The sequence below is a fragment of the Nocardia tengchongensis genome (genome assembly GCF_054781395.1).
Genome location: NZ_BAAGUM010000003.1, coordinates 175751 through 196071, shown reverse-complemented (window position 1 = coordinate 196071; position 20321 = coordinate 175751). Strand labels below are relative to the sequence as shown.

The following is a 20321-nucleotide window of genomic DNA, read 5'->3' as shown; positions in this document are numbered from 1 at the left end:
CTCGCACGATGAGTTTCGCCACGAAGGCGGTGACGGCAGGTAGCGCCGTCGCCGCCTTCGGTGCTGTTGCCGCCCTCGCGAATCGCCTGGCCCTGCCCCGCCTGCGGCCCGGCGGCGACCCCGTCACCGAACCGGTCACCGTCTGCGTCCCGGCCCGCGACGAGGCGCACCGGCTGCCCGGACTGATCGCGGATCTGCGCGCCCAGCAGGGCAGCACCGGTCTGCGCGTGCTGCTCCTCGACGACGGCTCGACCGACGGCACCACCGCGGCGGCGCGCGCGGCCATCGGCGACGACGACCGATTCCGGCTGGCCCGCAACGACACCGACCCCGCCCCCGGCTGGACCGGCAAGACCGCGGCCTGCGCCCGGCTGGCCGCCCTGGCCGCAGACCTGACCGATGCCGGCGTGCTGATCTTCCTCGACGCCGACGTCCGGCTCGCCCCCACCGCACTGGCCGCGGCGGTGCGCGCCTTGCGTTCCGCCCGCGCCGATCTGCTCTGCCCGTGGCCGCGCCAACGCGCCGAATCGCCCGCCGAATGGCTGGTGCAGCCGCTGCTGTGCTGGTCCTGGGCCTCGACTTTGCCGGTCGCACTGGCCGATCGGACCCGGCGGCCCTCGATGGCGGTGGCCTGCGGTCAGTTCCTGGTCTTCGACGCGGCTGCCTACCGGGCCGTCGGCGGGCACGCGGCGGTGGCGGACAGCGTGACCGAGGACCTGGCCATCGCGCGGGAACTGCGGCGTCGCGGGCGCCGCACCGCCCTGGTCGCGGCCGGGCCCTTGGCGCATACCCGCATGTACCGGGACGCGGCCGAGCTCGCCGAGGGCTACACCCGCTGGCTGTGGTCGGCCTACGGCGGCCCGGCGGGCAGTCTCGCGGTCGGTTCGATTGCGGCGCTGGCCTTCTGGGCTCCGCCGCTGGCCGCGCTGTGCGGGCGCGGGCGGCTGCGCCGGATCGGCGTGCTCGGCTACGGCGCGGCGGTCACCGGTCGTCTGCTGGCCCGCTCGACCGAGACCGGCGGCCCGCTCGGCCGCGCGGATGTCGTTGGCGCGCTGGCGCACCCGCTGTCGGTCGCGGCCTACCTGGCACTGTCGGTCCGCTCTCATCGGGCGCACAGGGCCGGTCACCTGCGTTGGAAGAACCGGTCACTCGAGGTCGGTTGACCCTCGGGGTCCGGACAGGCGAATGCCCGCCGGATCCGATCATCCGGCGGGCATTCACCCGGGTGCCGAGTAGCGACTCGACGGTGGTCTGTGGTGGCGCGCACCGGTTTCCGCGGTCACGGCACGGGGGTCATGCCGATCGTCGGGAGGAAGAAGCAGGTGCTGTTGCCATTGCGGACGGTGCCGAACACCGCGGCCAGCACGGTGCCCGAACCGGTGTCGACCGGCACCGCGCGCACGCCGCCGACCGGCAGGGCCGCGGTGAAGTAGTCGTGCACGGCCTGCGCGACCATGGGCCGCAGCTCGGCGGGGACCTGCGGCGGGATCATGGCATTGAGCACCTGGCCCAGCGGGCCCATGGGCACCAGGCCGCCGCGGCCGTTGCTCACGTTGAACCACGCGACCTGCATGCCGCTGGTGTCCGCGCCGTCGGGGGCGATGCCGTAGGGCACGAACGCGAACATGGTCTGGCCCGCCTTCACGGCCGAAAGATCCAGGCCGGGAATGGAGAACGCGTAGTTGGGCCAGGGGCCGGGGATGCTGCCCGCCATGGCGGGGGCCAAGCCCAAGGTGGTGCCGCCGAGGCAGAAGGGGGCGGCAGTCGGGTACAGGAAGGGCTTGATACCCAGGGTCTGAAGGCCTTCGGCGGCTTGGCCGTAGGCGGACAACCAATCGGTCGGCCCGGCCGAGGTGGACGGCCCGGCGGCGGCGGACCGGCCGGTCACGTCACCGACCGCGGTGATGGCGGCCAGCGCGGTGGCGGCCTCCGGGCTCACCGCGGCGGTCGTGCCGGGATCACCCGGCGCGAGACCGCCGATCTCGGTCTGCGCCGGGGCGGCGACAGCCGGTCCCGCCAGAGTTGCCGGTCCGCCGGCGGCGAGCACCGCGCAGGCGCCGACTGCGCCTGCGACGCGGACGAGATGGTGGAACGCGAACATGGAGGCTCCCCTCGAGGTCACGAGTCGAGGGCGACGCTACTCCGCTGACCAGCGCATTCCGATCATTTGCCCCGGCATGCCGGGGTATTGCTCCGACGCGAACGCGGTCCGCTCAGGCGTGTGCGGGCGTCGGCGCGTTCGAATAGCCCAGGTTCGCCAGCACTTCGCTGGTGGCCTTCGCGAAATTCAGGGTGATGAAGTGCAGGCAGGGCGCGCCCTCGGCGATCAGGCGCTGGGCCATCTCGGTGGCGATCTGGATGCCCTCGGCGCGGACCGCCGCGCGATCCTCCTCGGGCCCGGTGCCCGCGGCCTTACGCAGCCGCTCGATCACCTTGGCCGGGAGCGGACGGCCCGACAGCTCCTCCGCGCGCTCGACCGTGCGCAGCGAGGTGACCGGCATCAGCTCGGGGATGATCGGCTTCGCGCCCTCGATCGGGTCGGCCGCGATGGCCCGATCCCGCAGGCGCAGATAGTGATCCACGTCGAAGAACATCTGGGTGATCGAATACTCCGCGCCCGCGCGCAGTTTCGCCACCAGGTAGCGGGTGTCGTCGTCGAGGTCGGTGGAGCGGGGGTGCCCCTGCGGGAACGAGGCCACGCCGACGTGGAAGTCGCCCAGGTCGCGCACGATGCGCACGAGCTCCTCGGCGTATTCGACGCCCTCGGGGTGCTTGAGCCACTCCCCCAGCACGTCGCCCGGCGGATCGCCGCGCAGCACCAGCAGATTACGGATGCCCGAATCGGCGTACGCGCCGACGATGGACCGCAGCTCGGCCACCGAGTGGTCGACCGCAGTGAGGTGGGCGACGGTGAGCAGTGTGGTTTCGCGCGCGAGTTCGCCGGTGACCCGGATGGTGCGGTCGCGGGTGGAGCCGCCCGCACCGTAGGTCATGGACACGAACGCCGGATGCAGCCGCTCGAATTCGCGGGCGGCCCGCCACAGGCGCGCCTCACCGGCGGCGTCACGTGGCGGATTGAACTCGACCGAGAAGGGCACCGACCCGTCGGGGCGGGGGCCCAGCTGCTGCAGCACGGAGCGAGTTCCGGACACGTGCGGCGTGCGGGAAACTCGGCCAGGGGTCGAATATCCCCGTACATTGTCGAAACTCACGCCTGCATTTTACGGGCCCGCGCAGCGGCCCGGACCCCGACCTGTACCTATCTCAGCAGGTGGGACCGGACCGGCCCCGACCGATTCCCGTGCGCAACGGGGTGGTCGGTAGAGTCGGGGCGAACCCCGCGCGCGGACCTGACGCCCGCGCGAACGGGCCGGTCATCGGGGGCGTTCGCCGTCGTCGCACACGCACACCGAGGCCGATCACCGGGGATCGCGCCTGCGCCGCGCCGCGCACTCACCAAGGAGGCTCCCCTGTCCGCCGGACCCGGTACCCCGACCCGCCAGCCGGTCGGCGCGGGATCACTCGTCGCCGCCGTGGAGGACCGTCTCACCGCCTTCTTCCGGACCCGCGAGCCGTTCGTCGAACCGCTCGGCCCGGTCTTCGTGGACGCGGCCGCCGCCCTGGAGGACTTCGTCATTCGCGGCGGCAAGCGCACCCGCCCCGCCTTCGCGTGGACCGGCTGGCTGGGCGCCGGCCGCAGCGCCGACGACCCGGACGCCGACGCCGTGCTCACCGCCTGCTCGGCGCTGGAACTGGTGCAGGCGTGCGCGCTCATCCACGACGACATCATCGACTCCTCGCGCACCCGGCGCGGCTTCCCGACCGTGCACGTGGATTACGAACAGCGGCACCGGAATCAGCACTGGAAGGGTGATGCGGACCACTACGGCGTCAGCGTCGCCATCCTGATCGGCGATCTCGCCCTGGCCTGGGCCGACGACATGACCCGCGACGCCGGGCTGCCCGCCGACGCGGCCGCCCGCTTCGCCCCGGTCTGGGCGGGCATGCGCACCGAGGTGCTGGGCGGGCAACTGCTCGACATCCACGGCGAATCCGCGGGCGACGAGACCGTGGCGGCCGCGCTGCGGATCAACCGGTTCAAGACCGCCGCCTACACCATCGAACGGCCGCTGCACATGGGTGCGGCGCTGGCCGGGGCCTCCCCCGAGCTGATCGCCGCCTACCGCGAGTTCGGCACCGACATCGGCATCGCCTTCCAGCTGCGCGACGACCTCCTCGGCGTGTTCGGCGATCCGGCCGTCACCGGCAAGCCCTCGGGCGACGACCTGCGCGAGGGCAAGCACACCGTCCTGATCGCCGAGGCCCTGCAACGCGCCGACGCCACCGCGCCCGCCACCGCCGCGCTCATCCGCACCAGCCTCGGCACCGACCTCACCCCCGAGCAGGTCACCGAATTGCGCGCGGCCCTCACCGAACTCGGCGCGGTCGACGCCGTGGAGCAACGCATCGCCTCGCTCACCGAGCAGGCCCTCACCGCCCTCGACGACAGCAGCGTCACCCCCGACGCGGCCCGGCAACTGCGTGCCATGGCCCTCTCGGCCACCGCGCGGTCCTACTGACGCGGCGGCGGGGCCGCAGGACGGACGTGGTTGGCATGAAAACCGTTGCGGGACCGACCGATCGGGTGGTCATCGTCGGCGCGGGACTGTCCGGGCTGGCCGCGGCGCTGCACCTGCTGGCCGCCGGGCGGCAGGTGACCATCCTCGAACGCGACGACCGTCCCGGCGGGCGCGTCGGGTCCTACCGCGGACCGGACTACGAGATCGATTCCGGGGCGACGATTCTCACCGTGCCCGAGCTGATCGACGAGGCCCTCGCCGCGGTCGGGCACACCCGCGAATCGGTGGGGCTGAAGATCCTCGACCTGGCCCCGGCCTATCGGGCGCGCTTCGCCGACGGCACCCGGATCGGCGTCTACTCCGACGAGGAGCAGATGGCCGCGGAGATCACGCGGGTGCGCGGAGCCGCCACCGCGGGTCGCTATCGGCGCCTGCGCGGCTGGTTGCAAGGCGTGTACGAGGCCGAGTTCGGCCAGTTCATGGACACCAACTTCGACTCGCCCCTGGACATGGTGCGCATCCCGGAGAAGCGGGTCGCGCTGGCCCGGTTGGTGCGGCTCGGCGCGTTCGGGCGACTCGGCCCGAAGGTCGGCCGCCTCGTGCGGGACCCGGAAGTGGCCCGGCTGTTCAGCTTCCAAGCGCTGTTCGCGGGCATGGCCCCGAACCGGGCGCTCGGCGTCTACGGCGCGATCCCCTACATGGACACCTGCCTGGGCGTCACCTACCCCGAGGGCGGCATGCGCGCGATCGCCGCGGCGCTGGGCCGGGCGTTCACCGCCGCGGGCGGGACCCTCGAACTGAACGCCGAGGTGATCGGCGTCGACTACCGGGGCCGGCGGGCGACCGCCGTGCACACCGCCGACGGACGCGTCTTCGACTGCGACGCCCTGGTGGTGACCGCCGACATCGGTTCGCTGCCGCGCTTCGGGCTGCGGCATCGGCGCGGACTGCGCGCCTCACCGTCGGCGGTGGTGGCGCACGGCACGATTCCGGCCGCGGTGGCGCGGACCTGGCCGGTGCAGGCGCATCACACCATCGAGTTCGGGCGCGAATGGGACCGGACCTTCGCCGAGATCGCCGCCCGGCGCGGCCACGGTCGGCTGATGAGCGACCCCTCGCTGCTGCTCACCCGTCCCGCCCTCACCGACCCGACCCTCTACATCGACCGCGCCGAACAGCACATCGACGCCGAAGGGCACCTGCGCGACACCGTCCGCCACGAACCGCTCTCACTGCTCGCCCCCTGCCCGAACCTGGACGCCGCGCCGCTGGCCTGGGACCAACTCGGCCCGCACTACCTGCGCGAACTCCTCGCAGTCCTGGAAGCGCGCGGCTACCAAGGGATTTCGGACCACTTCCGGGTCGACCACCTCGACACCCCGCGCACCTGGCGGGCCAAGGGCATGCTCGCGGGCACCCCGTTCTCGGCCGCCCACCTGTTCCGGCAGACCGGTCCGTTCCGCACCCGCAACCTGGTCGCAGGTCGCGCGAATGTCGTTCTCGCAGGCTCGGGCACCGTGCCCGGCGTCGGCGTGCCGACCGTGCTGTTGTCGGGCAGACTGGCAGCGGCACGCATCACGGGTGACGCACGACATGCCGGTTTCGGAAGCTCCGACACCGGGGCACTGTCGTCGGCGCACACGCACTAGACTGACCGCGTCCTGAACCAACGCGGCTGCCGCCGCTGACCTTTCCGGGGGGAACGACCGCCAATGCCGACCCCCGATATGGACGCAGCCACCCCCGACGCCGCCGCGAGCGCCACCGCCACCCGGACCGCGCCCGTGCCGTCCGCACCGGCAGTCCCGGCCGCGCCCGCCGGCTCGCCGTGGCAGGCGCGCCTGCGCCACGCCGCCGACTTCGCCCGCACCCCCGAGGGGCACGCGGCCACGCTCGGCTTCTTCGGCGCGCTGCTGATCACCTTCGGCGGCTTCGGCGCGGGCGGCGTGCGGCGCAGCGATCCCTTGCTCGAGGTCATGCACCTGTCGTGGCTGCGGTTCGGGCACGGACTGGTGCTGTCGTCGATGTTCGTGTGGCTCGGCGTGATCGCCATGATCACCGCGTGGGTCCGGCTGGGGCGCATCGTGATCGGCGGCCAGCCCGGTGCCTCGGTCACCCTCAACGAACTGCGCGGCATCGTCGGCATCTGGACCTTCCCGCTGCTGTTCGCGGTCCCCATGTTCAGCCGCGACGCCTACTCCTACCTGGCGCAGGGCGCGATGCTGCGCGACAACATCAACCCGTACCTGTACGGGCCGGTGGAGTTGAAGGCCAACGCCGCGGTCCTGCTCGACAACGTCAGCCCCGTCTGGACCACCACCACCGCGCCCTACGGGCCGGTCTTCCTGCTCATCGGGCGCGCCATCACCACCGTCACCGGGGACAACGTGGTCGCAGGGACCATCGCGCTGCGCCTGGTCATGCTGCCCGGGCTGGCGCTCATGGTGTGGGCGGTCCCGCACCTGACCAAGCATCTGGGCGGCAAGCCGACCACCGCGCTGTGGCTGGCCGTGCTCAACCCGCTGGTGCTCGTCCACCTGATCGGCGGTGTACACAACGAGATGCTCATGGTCGGCCTGATGGCCGCGGGCATCGCGCTGGTGCTCGAACACCATCACGCGGCCGGGTTCGTGGTCGTCGCCATCGGCGTCGCCGTCAAGGCGACCGCGGGTGTGGCGCTGCCATTCCTGGTGTGGATCTGGATGATTCACGAACGGGAACGCCGGGCCGCCCAGAACGAGGGCGAGCTGCCGCATCCGCTGCGCACCTTCGCCAAGATCGGCGCGCTCGGCGTGGCCGTCTTCGCGGCCGTGTTCGCCGTGGCCACCGTCGCGACCGGACTGCGCGATCACCAGATCGGCTGGCTGACCGCGCTGTCCGGGTCCAAGAAGATCATCAACTGGCTCTCGCTGCCGACCATCATGGCGCACATCGTCACCTGGGTGACCCCGCTGGCGCTGGACAAGGTGCTGCCGTGGACGCGGCTGCTGTGCGCGATCGCCATGGTCGCGATTCTGGTGTGGGCCTGGTGGCGGTTCAAGAACAGCGAGAAGGAGGCCGTGCTCGGCATTCTCGTCGCGTTCGTGGCCATCGTGATCCTGTCGCCCGCCGCGCTGCCCTGGTACTACTCCTGGCCGCTGGCCCTGGCCGCCGGGTTCGCGCTCTCGACCCGGACGCTGCAGGTACTGGTCGGCCTGTGCACCTGGCTCATGCTGATCTTCCAGCCCGACGGCGCGCCCGTCTCCGACTACGTGCACGGCACCCTGGCGATCCTCGCCGCCGTGGTCGCGGCGGTCTCGCTGTGCAAGGTGGATCCGCTGAAACTGCGTGCGGGACGCCCGCATTCCGAACCGCTCGGCGGCGTGGCCGCGCCCGGCCCCGCGTGATGCTGGACCTCGCCTACCGGGACTGCCGACGGATCGCCGCCGCCCACGGCCGCACCTACTTCCTGGCCACCCGCCTGCTCGAGCCCGAGCGAAGACCGGCCGTGCACGCGCTGTACGCCTTCGCCCGCCTGGTCGACGACATCGTCGACGCGAGCGACGCGCCCAGTCGTTCGGCCGACTCGGCGGCCCGGCTCGACCGCATCGAACACGACCTGCGGGCCCGCCTGGCGGGCGCGCCCGGCGCCGGCGGCGACGGACCGGAACAGCGGGTCATGCTCGCGGTCGCCGACACCATCGGCCGGTACTCGATTGCCGCCGAACACTTCTGGGTGTTCCTCGACTCCATGCGCATGGACATCCCCGGCGCGCCCCAATACCGCGACCGCTACCCCACCATGGCCGACCTGAGCGACTACATGCGCGGCTCGGCCGCCGCCATCGGGCTGCAACTGCTGCCGGTGCTGGGCACCGTGGTCCCGGTCGCCGAGGCCGAACCGGCCGCGGCCGCGCTGGGAGAAGCCTTCCAGCTCACCAACTTCCTGCGCGACATCGGCGAGGACCTGGATCGCGGGCGCGTGTACCTGCCCGCCACGGAATGGGCCGCGTTCGGCGTGGACGACGAGTTGCTGTTCCACTGCCGCGAATCCGGCCGGACCGATCCGCGCGTGCGGCGTGCGCTGGCGCATCTGATCGCGATAAACAGAGGTGTCTACCGTCGCGCCACACCCGGCATCGAGCTGCTCGCCCCGCGCGTGCGCCCCGCCATCCGCACCGCCGCCACCCTCTACAGCAGCATCCTCGACGAGATCGAGCGCACCGACTACGCGGTCTTCACCCGCCGCGCGGTGGTCCCCCAGCACCGCCGCTTACGCGTTGCGGCACGGGAATGCTTATCCGCCTCTCCGCGCCTTCTGCCGGTCTTCGGGGAGCCCCTCCGGTAACCAACCGGACCGGCGGTCGAGCAACGGGGCGATTCTTGGACGTACCCGATGAGTTACCCATACGGCACCAAATCAGTTGGCACCTTGGGCATCAGTCCGCGCGCGGTGCGCCGGCACCGCGCGCGGAGTGGCGCAAGGTCAGAAAGGGTCCGCTGCGGCGCGGCGGATCACTTCGCGGGCCAGGGGGCCGTGGATGGCGTCGATGGGGCGACCGGGCAGGGTCTCGTCCTCGGTGTAGATCCACTCGAGGATTTCCTCGTCGGTGTACTTGCCGTCACGCATCACCGTGATCAACGGGGTCAGGTGCTTGGCGACGGCGCCGGTGGAGTCGAAGAACTCCTTCGGGATACCGGCGATACCGTCCCGGCGGACCGCGAGGATCTGGTGGTCGCGCAGCATCTGATGAACCCGCGTCACCACCATGCCGAGCTGCTCGGCCACGTCGGGCAACGGGATCAGGGTCACCGAGTCCGGCAGGACGTCTTCGCTGCAAGGAAAGGCACTCACCCCGACCACGGTAGTCTCTCGCGTCGCCACAGTCGCATCACACCCCGGCACGACTACCATCGGGTGAGCCGCACTGGGCGGCATTGGGAAAATCGGAAGGGTCGCAGTTGATCGGCCAGATGCTGGAAGGGCGCTACCGCATCGACGCGCCGATCGCGCGTGGCGGTATGTCCATGGTGTTCCGGGGGGTGGACACCCGGTTGGATCGACCGGTCGCCATCAAGGTGATGGACCCGAAATTCGCCTCCGACCCGCAATTCCTCACCCGCTTCGAACTCGAGGCGCGCGCGGTCGCGAAGCTCAAACACCCCTCGCTGGTGGCGGTCTACGACCAGGGCGTGGACGGCGACCACCCGTTCCTGATCATGGAACTGGTCGAGGGCGGCACCCTGCGCGAACTGCTGCGCGAACGCGGGCCCATGCCCCCGCACGCGGTGCGCGCCGTCGCCGAACCCGTGCTCTACGCCATCGGTGTCGCGCACGCGGCCGGGCTGGTGCACCGCGACATCAAGCCGGAGAACGTGCTCATCTCCGACTCCGGCGAGGTGAAGATCGCCGACTTCGGTCTGGTGCGCGCCGTCGCCGAGGCCAAGATCACCTCCGACAGCGTGATTCTCGGCACCGCCGCCTACCTCTCCCCCGAGCAGGTCACCAGCGGCAGCGCCGACGCCCGCAGCGACGTCTACTCCGCGGGCATCCTGATCTTCGAAATGCTCACCGGCCGAACCCCGTTCACCGGCGACAACTCGCTGTCCATCGCCTTGCAGCGGGTCGAGAAGGACGTGCCCGCGCCCGGCCGGCTGATCGGCGGCGTCCCCCCGGAGATCGACGAACTGGTCGCGCACGCCACCGCGCGTGAACCCATGCACCGCTTCGCGAACGCCACCGAGATGGCCGACGAGCTGCGCCGCCTCGCCCGCGAATTGCAGCTGCCCGACTACCGGGTGCCCGCGCCCGCCGAATCCGCCGAGCACCTCAGCGCCAAGTACCGGGTCGGGCCCACGCCCGCCCCGCGCGGTCCCGTGCATCCCCCGTCCCGGCCCATTCCGGGCGCGGCGGACCAGACCACCCGGTTCCCCGCCGATGCCACCACCCGGCTCCCCGTGGACCCGCCGACCGTCTTCGCGCCGCAGCAGCCCCAGCACACCCGGGTGATGACCGCGGCCCGCGAGATTCCGGCCGAATACCGCCAGCCCGAGTACGCGCCGCCCGGACCACCGGCGTCCCACGGCGCCGGCTCCGACATGATCGAGGATCGCGGCAAGTCGCGGCGCAAGGTCATCGTGTGGCTGAGCATCGTGGTCGCGCTCGCGGTGCTGCTGGGCATCGGCGGCTGGTGGCTGGGCGTCGGCCGGTATTCGGCGGTGCCGACCATCGCAGGCATGAACACCGACAAAGCGGTCAGCGCATTGCAGGACGCGGGCTTCAAGACCGAGACCCGCAACAAGGCCTCCGACATGATCCCGGTCGGCAATGTGGTCGGCACCGATCCGCCCGCCGGCACCCGGGTCACCAAGGGCTCGCTGGTCTCGGTGCTGGTGTCCAGCGGCAAGCCGAAGGTCCCGGACGTCACCGCCGGACAGGACGTCAACGCGGTCAACAAGGCGATCAGAGACGCCGGGCTCACCCCCGTGGACGCGGGCGAGGTGGGCAGCACGGCGCCGAAAGGCAGTGTCGCCAAGGTGGATCCGGGCCCCGGAACCGTGCTCCCCGCCAACGCGCAGGTGAAGGTCTACCGCAGCAAGGGTTCGCTCCCGGTCAAGGTGCCGGACCTCCGCGGCAAGTCGCAGGAGGAGGCCAAGACGGCCTTGCAGAAGGCCGGGCTCACCGTCAGCTCCACCCGCGAACAGTACGACGCGAAGATCAAGTCCGGTCAGGTGATCGGCACCGACCCGGCCGCGGGCACCAGCGCCGAATCCGGCAGCGGCGTGGTCCTGATCGTCAACAGCGCCCTCGACATGCCGAACCTGCTGGGCGCCAATGTCGGCACCGCGCGGAGCAAGCTGCAGGCGCTGGGGCTCACCGTCACCGTGCGCCAGCTCGCCAGCAACGACGGCTCGATCGTCATCTCGCAGAGCATCGCCCCCGGCGACGCGGTCGAACCGGGCGCCTCGGTCACCCTCGTAGCGATTCCCTGAAACTCATAGGAGCTCCAGCAGGACCAGAGCCCGGACCGCCGGTTGCGGTCCGGGCTCTGAACCTTCTGCACCTCGTTGCCCAGGGCGACAACTGATTTCGTGCCGGCCGGGGTAACTCGCCGGGCACGCCCGAAATCGGTTCGGCACTCGGCCGCCGGCACGGGTGTGGGACCGGCTACGCCTCCCCGTCGCCCGCTGAAGTTCCGGGGAGGCGGGGAGCTCTAGCGCAGCATCTCCGCGACCAGGAAGGCGAGTTCCAGCGACTGCTGGGTGTTCAGGCGCGGGTCGCACGCGGTCTCGTAGCGCTCCTCGAGGTTGAGGTCCGAGATGTCCTGCGCGCCACCGAGGCATTCGGTGACGTTCTCACCGGTGAGCTCGATGTGCAGGCCGCCCGGGTGGGTGCCCAGCGCGTGGTGCACCTCGAAGAAGCCCTGGACCTCGTCGACGATGCGGTCGAAGTGGCGGGTCTTGTAGCCGGTGGAGGCCTCGTGGGTGTTGCCGTGCATGGGGTCGCACTGCCAGATCACCTGGTGGCCGGTGGCCTGCACCTTCTCGATGATGGCGGGCAGCACGTCGCGGACCTTCTGATTGCCCATGCGGGCCACCAGGGTCAGGCGACCGGGCTCGTTGTTCGGGTCCAGGCGCTCGACGTACTCCACGGCCTGCTGCGGCGTGGTGGTCGGGCCGATCTTGAGACCGATCGGGTTGGCGATCAGTTCGGCGAAGGCGATGTGCGCGCCGTCGAGCTGGCGGGTGCGCTCACCGATCCACAGGAAGTGCGCCGACAGGTCGTAGAGCACCGGCTCGCCGGTGACCGGGTGGGTGCTCAGCCGCAGCATGGCCCGCTCGTAGTCCATGACCAGCGCCTCGTGGCTGGCGTAGAGGCGGGCGGTGGACAGGTTCGGGTCGTTGACGCGGCAGGCCTTCATGAAGGCCAGCGCGCGGTCGATCTCGGTGGCCATCTGCTCGTAGCGGGCGCCGGCCGGGGACTGGGTCACGAACTCGCGGTTCCAGTCGTGCACCTTGTGCAGGTCGGCCATGCCGGCGGAGGTGAGCGAACGCACCAGGTTCATCGCGGCCGAGGCGTTGGCGTAGGCGCGGACCAGGCGCGACGGGTCGTGCTCGCGCAGCCCGGCATCGGCGACCAGCGAGTTCACCATGTCACCGCGGTAGGACTTGAGGCCCAGCGAGTCGACGTCGGCCGAGCGCGGCTTGGCGTACTGGCCCGCGATGCGGGCCACCTTCACCACGGGCAGGCTCGCGCCGTAGGTGAGGACCACCGCCATCTGCAGCAGCGTGCGGATATTGCCGCGGATGTGCGGCTCGGTGTTGTCGGCGAAGGTCTCCGCGCAGTCGCCGCCCTGCATGAGGAACGCCTCACCGCGGGCGACCTCGGCCAGGCGCAGGCGCAGTTCCTCGACCTCGGCGGGCACGCAGATGGGTGGCACGCTCTCCAGAACCGTGCGCATCTTGGCGGCCTGTTCGGGGTCCCAGGACGGCTGTTGCAGGGCCGGGCGAGTCAGGGCGTCGTCGAGCCGCCGACGCAGCTCGTCGGGCAGCGGAGGCAGTTCCGGCAGGCGATCGATCGGTACGTCGACGGTCCAGTTCACGTGTTCAGAATACGTAGTGCTCTTGGTGAGACGGACCACCCCCAGGGCTCGAGTCGCCCACCCCATGCGGTCCGGTCCGATCGCAGACCGCTCGGCCGCTTATGTCGATATGCTGCCGCCGCCTAGGCTGGGACCGGATTGCCCGGAAAGCACACCGGCCCCGAGCTGAGGAGAGACCCATCTCATTGCGGTACTTTTACGATTCGGAATTCATCGAGGACGGCACCGTCATCGACCTCGTCTCGATCGCGGTGGTCTGCGAGGACGGACGCGAGTTCTACGCGGTCTCCACCGAATTCGACCCCGAGAAGGCCGGACCCTTCGTCCGTCGCAATGTGCTGCCGAAGCTACCCCCGCCGTCCTCTCCGCTGTGGCGGTCCCGCCAGCGCATCCGCGACGACCTGTACAAGTTCCTGGTCCCGCGCACCGGCGTGGAGCCCGAACTGTGGGCCTGGGTCGGCGCTTACGACCATGTCGCGTTGTGTCAGCTGTGGGGTTCGATGGTCGACCTGCCCAACGCTCTGCCCCGCTACACCAACGAACTGCGTCAGCACTGGGACCAGCACGGTCGCCCGCCGCTGCCGCCGGTGCCGAAGGACGCGCACGACGCGCTGGCCGACGCCCGCCACAACCTCGCGAAGTTCGAGGCCATCGAGGCGCATCGCCGCCTTCAGGCCGTCTGAACCCCGGGCATGCGAAAGGCCCCGGGAGACATGGTCTCCCGGGGCCTTTCCGGTGCTGTGTGGCGGAGGACTAGCTCGCCAGGGTCTCCGGGACGCGGTCGGCGTCGGGGCGGCTGCCCGAGGGGACGCCCTTCTTCAGGCTCGCGGCGTAGACGTCCACGTACTCCTGGTCGCCCATCCGCATGAGCTCGTACATGATCTCGTCGGTGACGGCGCGCTCCACGAAGCGGTTGCCGCCCATGCCCTCGTAGCGCGAGAAGTCGATGGGCTCACCGAATTTGACGGTGACCTTGCGCGGCCGCCAGCGGAACGGACCGGGCGGGCACACCTCGTCGGTGCCGATCAGGGCGACCGGGATCACCGGCACTCCGGTCTCCAGGGCGAGGCGTGCCACTCCGGTCTTGCCCTTGTAGAGGCGGCCGTCCGGGGAGCGGGTGCCTTCGGGGTACAGGCCGACCAGGCGGCCCTCACCGAGCAGCTTGCGCGCGGTGTTGAGCGCGGACTCGGCCGCGTCGGCACCGGAACGATCGATCGGGTACTGGCCGGTGCCGGAGAAGAAGAACTTCTGCAGCCGGCCCTTGAGGCCCGGGGTGGTGAAGTATTCGGCCTTGGCCAGGTAGGTGATCCGGCGCGGGCTCATCAGCGGGGTGAACAGCCAGTCGGTGAACGACAGATGGTTGCCGGCCAGAATGGCCGCACCCTTCGGGGGAATGTTCTCGACGCCCTCGACCTTGGGCCGGTTGATGAGATGCATCAGCGGCCCTACCAAGACGAACTTCAGCAGCCAGTAGAACATTGCGTCCTTTCCCCTGTTTTCGATACCCGGGACCGGCCTCATTGCGGGCACCACCACTCGCTTGCCCACCCTACCGCCGAGACCACACGGCGACCAACCGTGGTGACGGGATTCTCCGATACCGGGAACATCGTCCCACGCAGCGGAATGCGCAGCGCGCGGCGACCCGCGGAAGATCGGCTCGGATCAGCGGCGAGCACGCGCGACGGGCAACACATCCGGCGCCGCGGCCACCGCCGCGCGAGCCAGCTCGGCCGCGCCGATCATGCCCGCGGCCTCACCCAGCTGGGCGGTGCGGATGCGGGCCAGGCGGCGATGCCGGGCGCCGGTGATCGAGCCCGAATAGTGTTCGCGGGCCTCGTCGAGGAACAGCGGCGCCGAACTGCTGACACCACCGGCGACCACGATCAGGTCGGGGTCGAAGATGTCGCTCACGAACGCCAGGCCCAGGCCCAGCCAGCGCGCGAAGTCGGCCAGCACCTCGAGCGCGACCGGGTCGCCGTCCTGGGCCGCACCGGCCACCCGGCGCCCCGTCAGCGAGCCCGGATCCCGTCCGGCCTCGCGGGCCAGCACGGTGGAGCGCTGCGGGTCGGTGGCCAGCAGTTCCAGCGCGGTGTCCACCAGAGCGGTTCCGCTGCAATACCTTTCCCAGCAGCCGCGCTTGCCGCACGCGCAGGCGCGGCCGTTGGGCACCACCTGCAGGTGACCGAGTTCCGGTGCGACACCGTAGCTTCCGCGATACAGCTGGCCGTTGATCAGCAGGGCCGCGCCGATGCCGGTGCCGATGGCCACCAGCACCACATTGCGCCCGCCCGCCGCCGCGCCGAAGCGGTATTCCGCCCACAGCGCGGCATTGGCGTCGTGCTCGAGGATCACCGGCAGTCCGAGCCGGTCGGTGAGGCGCTGCGCGACCGGGGCGTCCTCCCACGGCAGATGCGGGGCGAAACGCACGGTGGCGCGGTCCTCGTCGACGAAGCCCGCCACCGCGAGCCCGACCGCGCCGATGGCGTGGCGGCCGCGCAGCTCGCGCACCGCGCGGGCCAGACCGTCCTCCAGGGCGCGCGCCGAATGCGGGGTCGGGGCGGTGACGGTGTCGAGCACCTCGCCCGCGCCGTCGACCACCGACGCCCGAATGTTCGTGCCGCCCACATCGATTCCCACGGTCAACGGCACATCCACACCGCCCGTCATGCCTTGATGGTCACGTCGATGGGCATGTACTTTCCGCGCTTGGGCCGTCTGGCGCCCGGCTGTGCGGCGCGGCCGGTGCCGGGTCCGTCCTCGCGACCCGCGGGTCCGGCGGCCGGGTCCGGTGTCGGCGCGCCGGCGGTCCCCGATCGGCCGAGGTCATCGCCCGGATGCGCCACGGGCGGTCCGAAGGGTCGCGCGTCCGCACCGGCGGCGTCGCGGGCGCGGAAACCGGTGCCCGACACCGGATCCGCGTCCTCGGGCCGGTGTGCCGCGCCGGGGCCCCGCCCCATCGGATCGTCGAACGAGTCGCCCTCCGGGTGATGTTCGTGACTGCGCGCCGCCGCCCGCCCCTGCGCACCGGCGAGGAATCGCGCGAACACCGCGGCCAGGTTCGCGGCCGCACCGTGCGGGGCGGCGAATCCACCCGCACCCCCGACCGATTCACCGGACTCGTCGGCGTCCGGATCCTGCCCGCGGTCACCCCGCGCGGCGGCGTAGGCGTCCGCGAACGGCAGATCCCCTACCCTGAAACCGGTTCCGACGCCGTGCGAATGCTGTTGCCAGGCTTGATATTCCGGCGAGTCCGGATCCAGGTCCGGCGGGATCACCGGTTCCACCGGCACTCCCGCCAGCGCCTCGCGCAGCACGGTCACGATGGCGGTGCCGTGTTCGGCGATGGCGGCCACCACGTCGTGATGTTCGCCGCGCACGATCGCGGCCGCCGCGCACACGGGGCACCAACTGCAACTGGACCATTCGGCGCGCCCGTCGGCGGCGGTGCGGCGCAGCACCGGTTCCACGCGTTCGAGGACGGCCTCGGCCAGCAGGCGTAACTCCTCGGCGAATTCGCCGAGGTTCTCCTCGGGGTGGCCGGGGCGGGGGTGCGTGGTGGTCATTTCGGCCAGACCTGGGGGTCGGGCCGGAAGCGGATCACCAGGTGGTCGCCGTCGAGTTCGGCGGCATCGACCGTGCACCGCCGCAATACCGGGGCCAGCCGCAATCGCCGCCGGACCCCGTCCGCTCCCACGATCAAATCGTCCTCCACTCGTCCCAGCCGCAGCGTCGACGCGTCGACCACCGGCAGATGCATGCGCATCGCGAACACCGAAGCCACGCCCGCCCCGGATTCGAGCCGGACCACCGGTTCGGCGGCGATGGACTGCACCCCGTCCACATCTGTGCCAAGCATAGGGATCGGACGCCATCCCACCCAGTTACCACTCGCGTCCACCGCGTAGGACAGTGCGGCCAGTGAGCTCAACCCCACCGGTTCGGACCCCGCGTGCCCGACGACCTGCACCGGAACCCCGCGCAGCCGCTTGCGCAGCTCGGTCACCACGTCGAGTTGCTCACCGCGGCGGTTGAAGTACCACTGCACCGCGGGATGCGGTGGCGCGGCCGGGTGCGGCGGCGGCATCTCCGGCGGCACCTTGTTGACCAGGATCGCGTCCAGTCGCAGCCCCAGCAGCGCCGCGGCCGATCGCACGCGCGCCGATTCGGCCACCGCCACCTGTTCGGCGGCGGTCACCAGGCGCGCGCCGGTGCGGGTCCGATCCGCCAGCAGGTCACGGGCTTCGGTCACCGCCTGCACGATCTGTTCGACGGCCACCGCGAGCACGGCCTTGCGGAAGTCGGCGCCGATCGCCTCCATGGTGCGGGCGTGCGCGGGCCACACCCGCTCCAGGTAGCCGAGCACGGTGTCGGGTGCGGTGATGATGCGCAGCATGTCCGCCGAGGGCGGGCAGTCCAGCACGATCACCTCCCACCGCGCGTCGTTGGCGAACCGGGTGATCTCGAGCAGCGCCAGCAGTTCCTGCACGCCGGGCAGGCCGGTGAGTTCGGCGGGATCCAGTGCGCCCAGATCGAATCCGTGCTCGTGTCCGGCGCCGGACGCCATCACCAGCACCTGCCGGAACCGATCCTCCAGCAGCGCAAGCGAATCCACTTCGATCACGTCGAGGTTCGGCGCCGAGGTGAGTCCGTGCCCGACCACCGGGAGCCCCGGGTCGGTGGCCTCGGGGTCACGGCCGTTCACGAGTTCCGGTGCGACCGTGGCGAACATGGGCAACGGCACGCTCGCGACCGCGGGTTTCGCGCCGTGCTGCAGCCGGTAGCCGAGGGCGTCACCCAGCGAGTGCGCCTGATCGAGCGAGGCCAGCAGCACCCGGCGGCCGGTGCGCGCGTACGCCAGCGCCGTCGCGCAGGCGAGGGTGGTTTTTCCGACGCCCCCCTTGCCGATGAACAGCTCGACGCGGGCGACGGGGCGGGGCGAGCGTTCGGTAGCGCCGGCGGTCAGCCTTCGACCCGTTTCTTGAGTTCCTTGAGGGCGGTGTCGGTGATGACCTTCTCCGCCTTGCGTTTGAACATGCCGATCATCGGAATGTTCAGGTCGACGGTCAGCTCGTAGACCACCTGGGTGGTGCCGTCGGGCAGGGCGATCAACTCGTAGGTGCCGTCCTGCGCCTTCTGCAGATCACCGGAGACCAGACTCCAGCTGACCGCGCGGCCGTCGGGCCGCCAGGTGTAGGACAGCGTGTAGGTGTCCTTGACGACGCCGGCGTCCAGGACGAAGCGCGCGGTGCGGGCCCGGCCGTCGGGCGACTTGTCGAGCACCTCGACCGAGCGGGCCGCGGCGACCCATTCCGGATACGACTCCAGGTCGGCGATGACGGCCATCACTCGGTCCGAGGGGGCGTCGATCACGATCGACCTCTGAGTTCGATCGGCCATGGGCGGCAACGCTTCCTTTCTAGTGAGCGGCCGCGGGCGCGACCCCGGCCTTGCGCCCCGCCTCGAGGCGGGCCTTGATCTCGAAGGACATGACCTTGCCCGCGACCCGGCGGGTGCGGTTGAGCGCCAGCAGGTCACGACCGGACATACCGGCGATCCCGCCGCGCGGTTCGGCGTGCATGAAGTAATGCATGATGACGCCGTCCAGCATCGGCTCGAGCCAGAGTTCCATGGTGCCCTCGGCGCCGCCGCTGACGGTCCACCGGATTCCCTTGTCGCCCCGGTCTTCCCGAACCTCCAACTGCAGGTCGGGCCACCACTGACGCCACCGGCCACGATCGGCCAGGATCTCGGCCACGGCCTCGCCGGGCGCGGCGACGAAGGTCATATCGGCAACCTGGATACTGCTCACGGTGCTTATCTTGCCCTACGCTTCGCTCCGGGCGGGTTCGCGGCCCCGAAGTCTCGATTCTTCCCTCCCTCCGCTCCTCCGCTTCGCTCCCGCGTCCGCTCCAAGCGGCGGGGAGGCGGAGCGCAGTCCAGAATCGAGACGGCCGCGAACCTTCGGGCGGACGCTCAGAGCGTAGTGCCTGTCACCCCGACGTGCGGGTCCAACAGTTGCTGTAGTCGGGTCCCCATCAGGTCCCAGCGCCACTGCTGCTGCACCCAGGCGCGGCCCGCGGCGCCCATGGCGGCGGCGGCATCCCGGTCGGAGAGGATGTCGACGATGGCGTCGGCGATCGATTCCAGCTTGCGGCCGTTGACCACCCGGCCGGTCTCGCCCTCGCGGACGGTTTCCGGCGCACCGCCCGAATTGCCCGCGACCACCGGCACTCCCGTGGCCGAGGCCTCCAGGAACACGATGCCCAGGCCCTCGACATCCAGGCCCGCGCCGCGGGTGCGGCACGGCATGGCGAACACGTCGGCGATGGTGTGGTGGGCGGCGAGTTCCTGCGACGGCACCCGGCCGGCGAACACCACATCGTCGGAAACGCCCAGGGCCGCGACCAGCTGACGCAGCTTCTGCTCGTAGGGCCCGCCGCCCGCGATCACCAGCACCGCGCCGGGCACCCGCTTGCGGATCTCGGGCATGGCCGCGATCAGCACGTCCTGCCCCTTGCGCGGCACCAGCCGCGACAGGCACAGAATGGTCGGCCGCTCGCCCAGCCCGTAGCGGGCCCGCAATTCGGCGCGCGCCGCCGGATCAGGTTTGAACACCTCGGCATCCACCGCGGGCGGCAGATACTCGAGCGCCGACTGTGCCCCGAACGCGGCCGCGAACCGCCGCCGCGTGTACTTGCTGACATAGGTGACGACATCGGTGTGATCGCCGATGACCCGCAATGCCTGCCGCGCGCCCGGCAGCATCGACCAGCCGACCTCGTGCCCGTGCGTGGACGCCAGGATCCGCTCCGCGCCCGCGCGCCGCAGCACCGGCGACAGCAGCGCCAGCGGCGCGGCCGCCCCGAACCACACCCGATCGCACTGCTCGTCGCGCATGAGCTTCTTGGCCCGGCGCGCCACCAGCGGGGTCGGCAGCATCAGTGTCGTCGGATGCCGGACCACCTGAAACGGCTGCTGCGCGTCGAACTTCCAGTGGCTGTCGCCCTTCCAGCGGGGCGCGTACACGACCAGCTCGTCGGCGGGCAGCTGCAAGGCGAGCGCGTGCAGATACGACTGAATCCCACCCGGTCGTGGCGGGAAATCATTGGTAACCAGCAGCGTTCGCCCCATGCGACAAACCTACTGCACCCGCGGA

At 71.1% G+C, this 20321-nt stretch carries 18 protein-coding genes; 7 read left to right on the top strand and 11 right to left on the bottom strand.

What is annotated here, in order from left to right:
• Positions 1 to 8: 8 nt before the first annotated feature.
• On the top strand, positions 9 to 1163 hold the full coding sequence (locus tag ACYVKL_RS03770; RefSeq protein WP_379171118.1) for a glycosyltransferase family 2 protein: 1155 nt from the start codon (positions 9 to 11) through the stop codon (positions 1161 to 1163).
• A 116-nt stretch (positions 1164 to 1279) separates the two neighbouring features.
• On the opposite strand, the gene ACYVKL_RS03765 is transcribed toward ACYVKL_RS03770, so the two are convergent.
• Together ACYVKL_RS03765 and ACYVKL_RS03760 are read right to left on the bottom strand one after the other, a co-directional pair.
• Positions 1280 to 2101 (bottom strand): hypothetical protein, encoded by an 822-nt coding sequence (locus ACYVKL_RS03765; protein ID WP_379171120.1) that lies wholly within the window; start codon positions 2099 to 2101, stop codon positions 1280 to 1282.
• Between the two features lie 112 nt (positions 2102 to 2213).
• Positions 2214 to 3212, bottom strand: a complete 999-nt coding sequence (locus ACYVKL_RS03760) for a methylenetetrahydrofolate reductase (protein WP_379171122.1) — start codon at positions 3210 to 3212, stop codon at positions 2214 to 2216.
• Between the two features lie 216 nt (positions 3213 to 3428).
• Between ACYVKL_RS03760 and ACYVKL_RS03755 the strand changes: the two genes are divergently transcribed.
• From ACYVKL_RS03755 to ACYVKL_RS03740, 4 genes are all read left to right on the top strand, one after another.
• Positions 3429 to 4580 (top strand): polyprenyl synthetase family protein, encoded by a 1152-nt coding sequence (locus ACYVKL_RS03755; protein ID WP_379171476.1) that lies wholly within the window; start codon positions 3429 to 3431, stop codon positions 4578 to 4580.
• Between the two features lie 35 nt (positions 4581 to 4615).
• Positions 4616 to 6229, top strand: coding sequence for a phytoene desaturase family protein (gene crtI / locus ACYVKL_RS03750; RefSeq protein WP_379171123.1), 1614 nt, complete (start codon positions 4616 to 4618; stop codon positions 6227 to 6229).
• A 63-nt stretch (positions 6230 to 6292) separates the two neighbouring features.
• Entirely contained in the window at positions 6293 to 7966 is a 1674-nt protein-coding gene (locus ACYVKL_RS03745; RefSeq protein ID WP_379171125.1) for an alpha-(1->6)-mannopyranosyltransferase A, read from the top strand.
• Positions 7966 to 8907, top strand: a complete 942-nt coding sequence (locus tag ACYVKL_RS03740; RefSeq protein ID WP_379171478.1) for a phytoene/squalene synthase family protein — start codon at positions 7966 to 7968, stop codon at positions 8905 to 8907. Before ACYVKL_RS03745 ends, ACYVKL_RS03740 begins: the two co-directional genes overlap by 1 nt.
• 138 nt (positions 8908 to 9045) lie before the next feature.
• Here the strand turns inward: ACYVKL_RS03740 and ACYVKL_RS03735 are convergent, their stop codons facing one another.
• Positions 9046 to 9414: an Rv2175c family DNA-binding protein gene (locus tag ACYVKL_RS03735; protein ID WP_213560460.1), complete on the bottom strand. Its 369-nt coding sequence runs from the start codon at positions 9412 to 9414 to the stop codon at positions 9046 to 9048.
• A gap of 107 nt (positions 9415 to 9521) precedes the next feature.
• Between ACYVKL_RS03735 and ACYVKL_RS03730 the strand changes: the two genes are divergently transcribed.
• A complete protein-coding gene (locus ACYVKL_RS03730) occupies positions 9522 to 11552 on the top strand; it encodes a Stk1 family PASTA domain-containing Ser/Thr kinase (RefSeq protein ID WP_379171127.1) in 2031 nt (676 codons plus the stop codon).
• Positions 11553 to 11773: 221 nt separating this feature from the next.
• On the opposite strand, the gene ACYVKL_RS03725 is transcribed toward ACYVKL_RS03730, so the two are convergent.
• Complete coding sequence (locus ACYVKL_RS03725) at positions 11774 to 13162, bottom strand: class II 3-deoxy-7-phosphoheptulonate synthase (RefSeq protein ID WP_379171129.1); 1389 nt, start codon at positions 13160 to 13162, stop codon at positions 11774 to 11776.
• A 185-nt stretch (positions 13163 to 13347) separates the two neighbouring features.
• Between ACYVKL_RS03725 and ACYVKL_RS03720 the strand changes: the two genes are divergently transcribed.
• Positions 13348 to 13845: a polyadenylate-specific 3'-exoribonuclease AS gene (locus ACYVKL_RS03720; protein ID WP_213560458.1), complete on the top strand. Its 498-nt coding sequence runs from the start codon at positions 13348 to 13350 to the stop codon at positions 13843 to 13845.
• A 70-nt stretch (positions 13846 to 13915) separates the two neighbouring features.
• On the opposite strand, the gene ACYVKL_RS03715 is transcribed toward ACYVKL_RS03720, so the two are convergent.
• The 7 genes from ACYVKL_RS03715 to ACYVKL_RS03685 all read right to left on the bottom strand — a co-directional run bounded on the left by ACYVKL_RS03715 (position 13916) and on the right by ACYVKL_RS03685 (position 20296).
• On the bottom strand, positions 13916 to 14641 hold the full coding sequence (locus ACYVKL_RS03715; protein WP_379171131.1) for a lysophospholipid acyltransferase family protein: 726 nt from the start codon (positions 14639 to 14641) through the stop codon (positions 13916 to 13918).
• A 186-nt stretch (positions 14642 to 14827) separates the two neighbouring features.
• On the bottom strand, positions 14828 to 15832 hold the full coding sequence (locus tag ACYVKL_RS03710; RefSeq protein WP_213560456.1) for an ROK family glucokinase: 1005 nt from the start codon (positions 15830 to 15832) through the stop codon (positions 14828 to 14830).
• Positions 15829 to 16728, bottom strand: coding sequence for a hypothetical protein (locus ACYVKL_RS03705; protein ID WP_379171133.1), 900 nt, complete (start codon positions 16726 to 16728; stop codon positions 15829 to 15831). The genes ACYVKL_RS03710 and ACYVKL_RS03705 overlap by 4 nt, the downstream gene beginning before the upstream one ends.
• Positions 16725 to 18071, bottom strand: coding sequence for an ArsA family ATPase (locus ACYVKL_RS03700; RefSeq protein WP_460771188.1), 1347 nt, complete (start codon positions 18069 to 18071; stop codon positions 16725 to 16727). The genes ACYVKL_RS03705 and ACYVKL_RS03700 overlap by 4 nt, the downstream gene beginning before the upstream one ends.
• 53 nt (positions 18072 to 18124) lie before the next feature.
• Positions 18125 to 18562, bottom strand: a complete 438-nt coding sequence (locus ACYVKL_RS03695; RefSeq protein WP_379171135.1) for an SRPBCC family protein — start codon at positions 18560 to 18562, stop codon at positions 18125 to 18127.
• 19 nt (positions 18563 to 18581) lie between these two features.
• Positions 18582 to 18974, bottom strand: coding sequence for an SRPBCC family protein (locus tag ACYVKL_RS03690; protein ID WP_357202206.1), 393 nt, complete (start codon positions 18972 to 18974; stop codon positions 18582 to 18584).
• Between the two features lie 164 nt (positions 18975 to 19138).
• Positions 19139 to 20296, bottom strand: a complete 1158-nt coding sequence (locus tag ACYVKL_RS03685) for a glycosyltransferase family 4 protein (protein WP_379171137.1) — start codon at positions 20294 to 20296, stop codon at positions 19139 to 19141.
• Positions 20297 to 20321 lie beyond the last annotated feature (25 nt).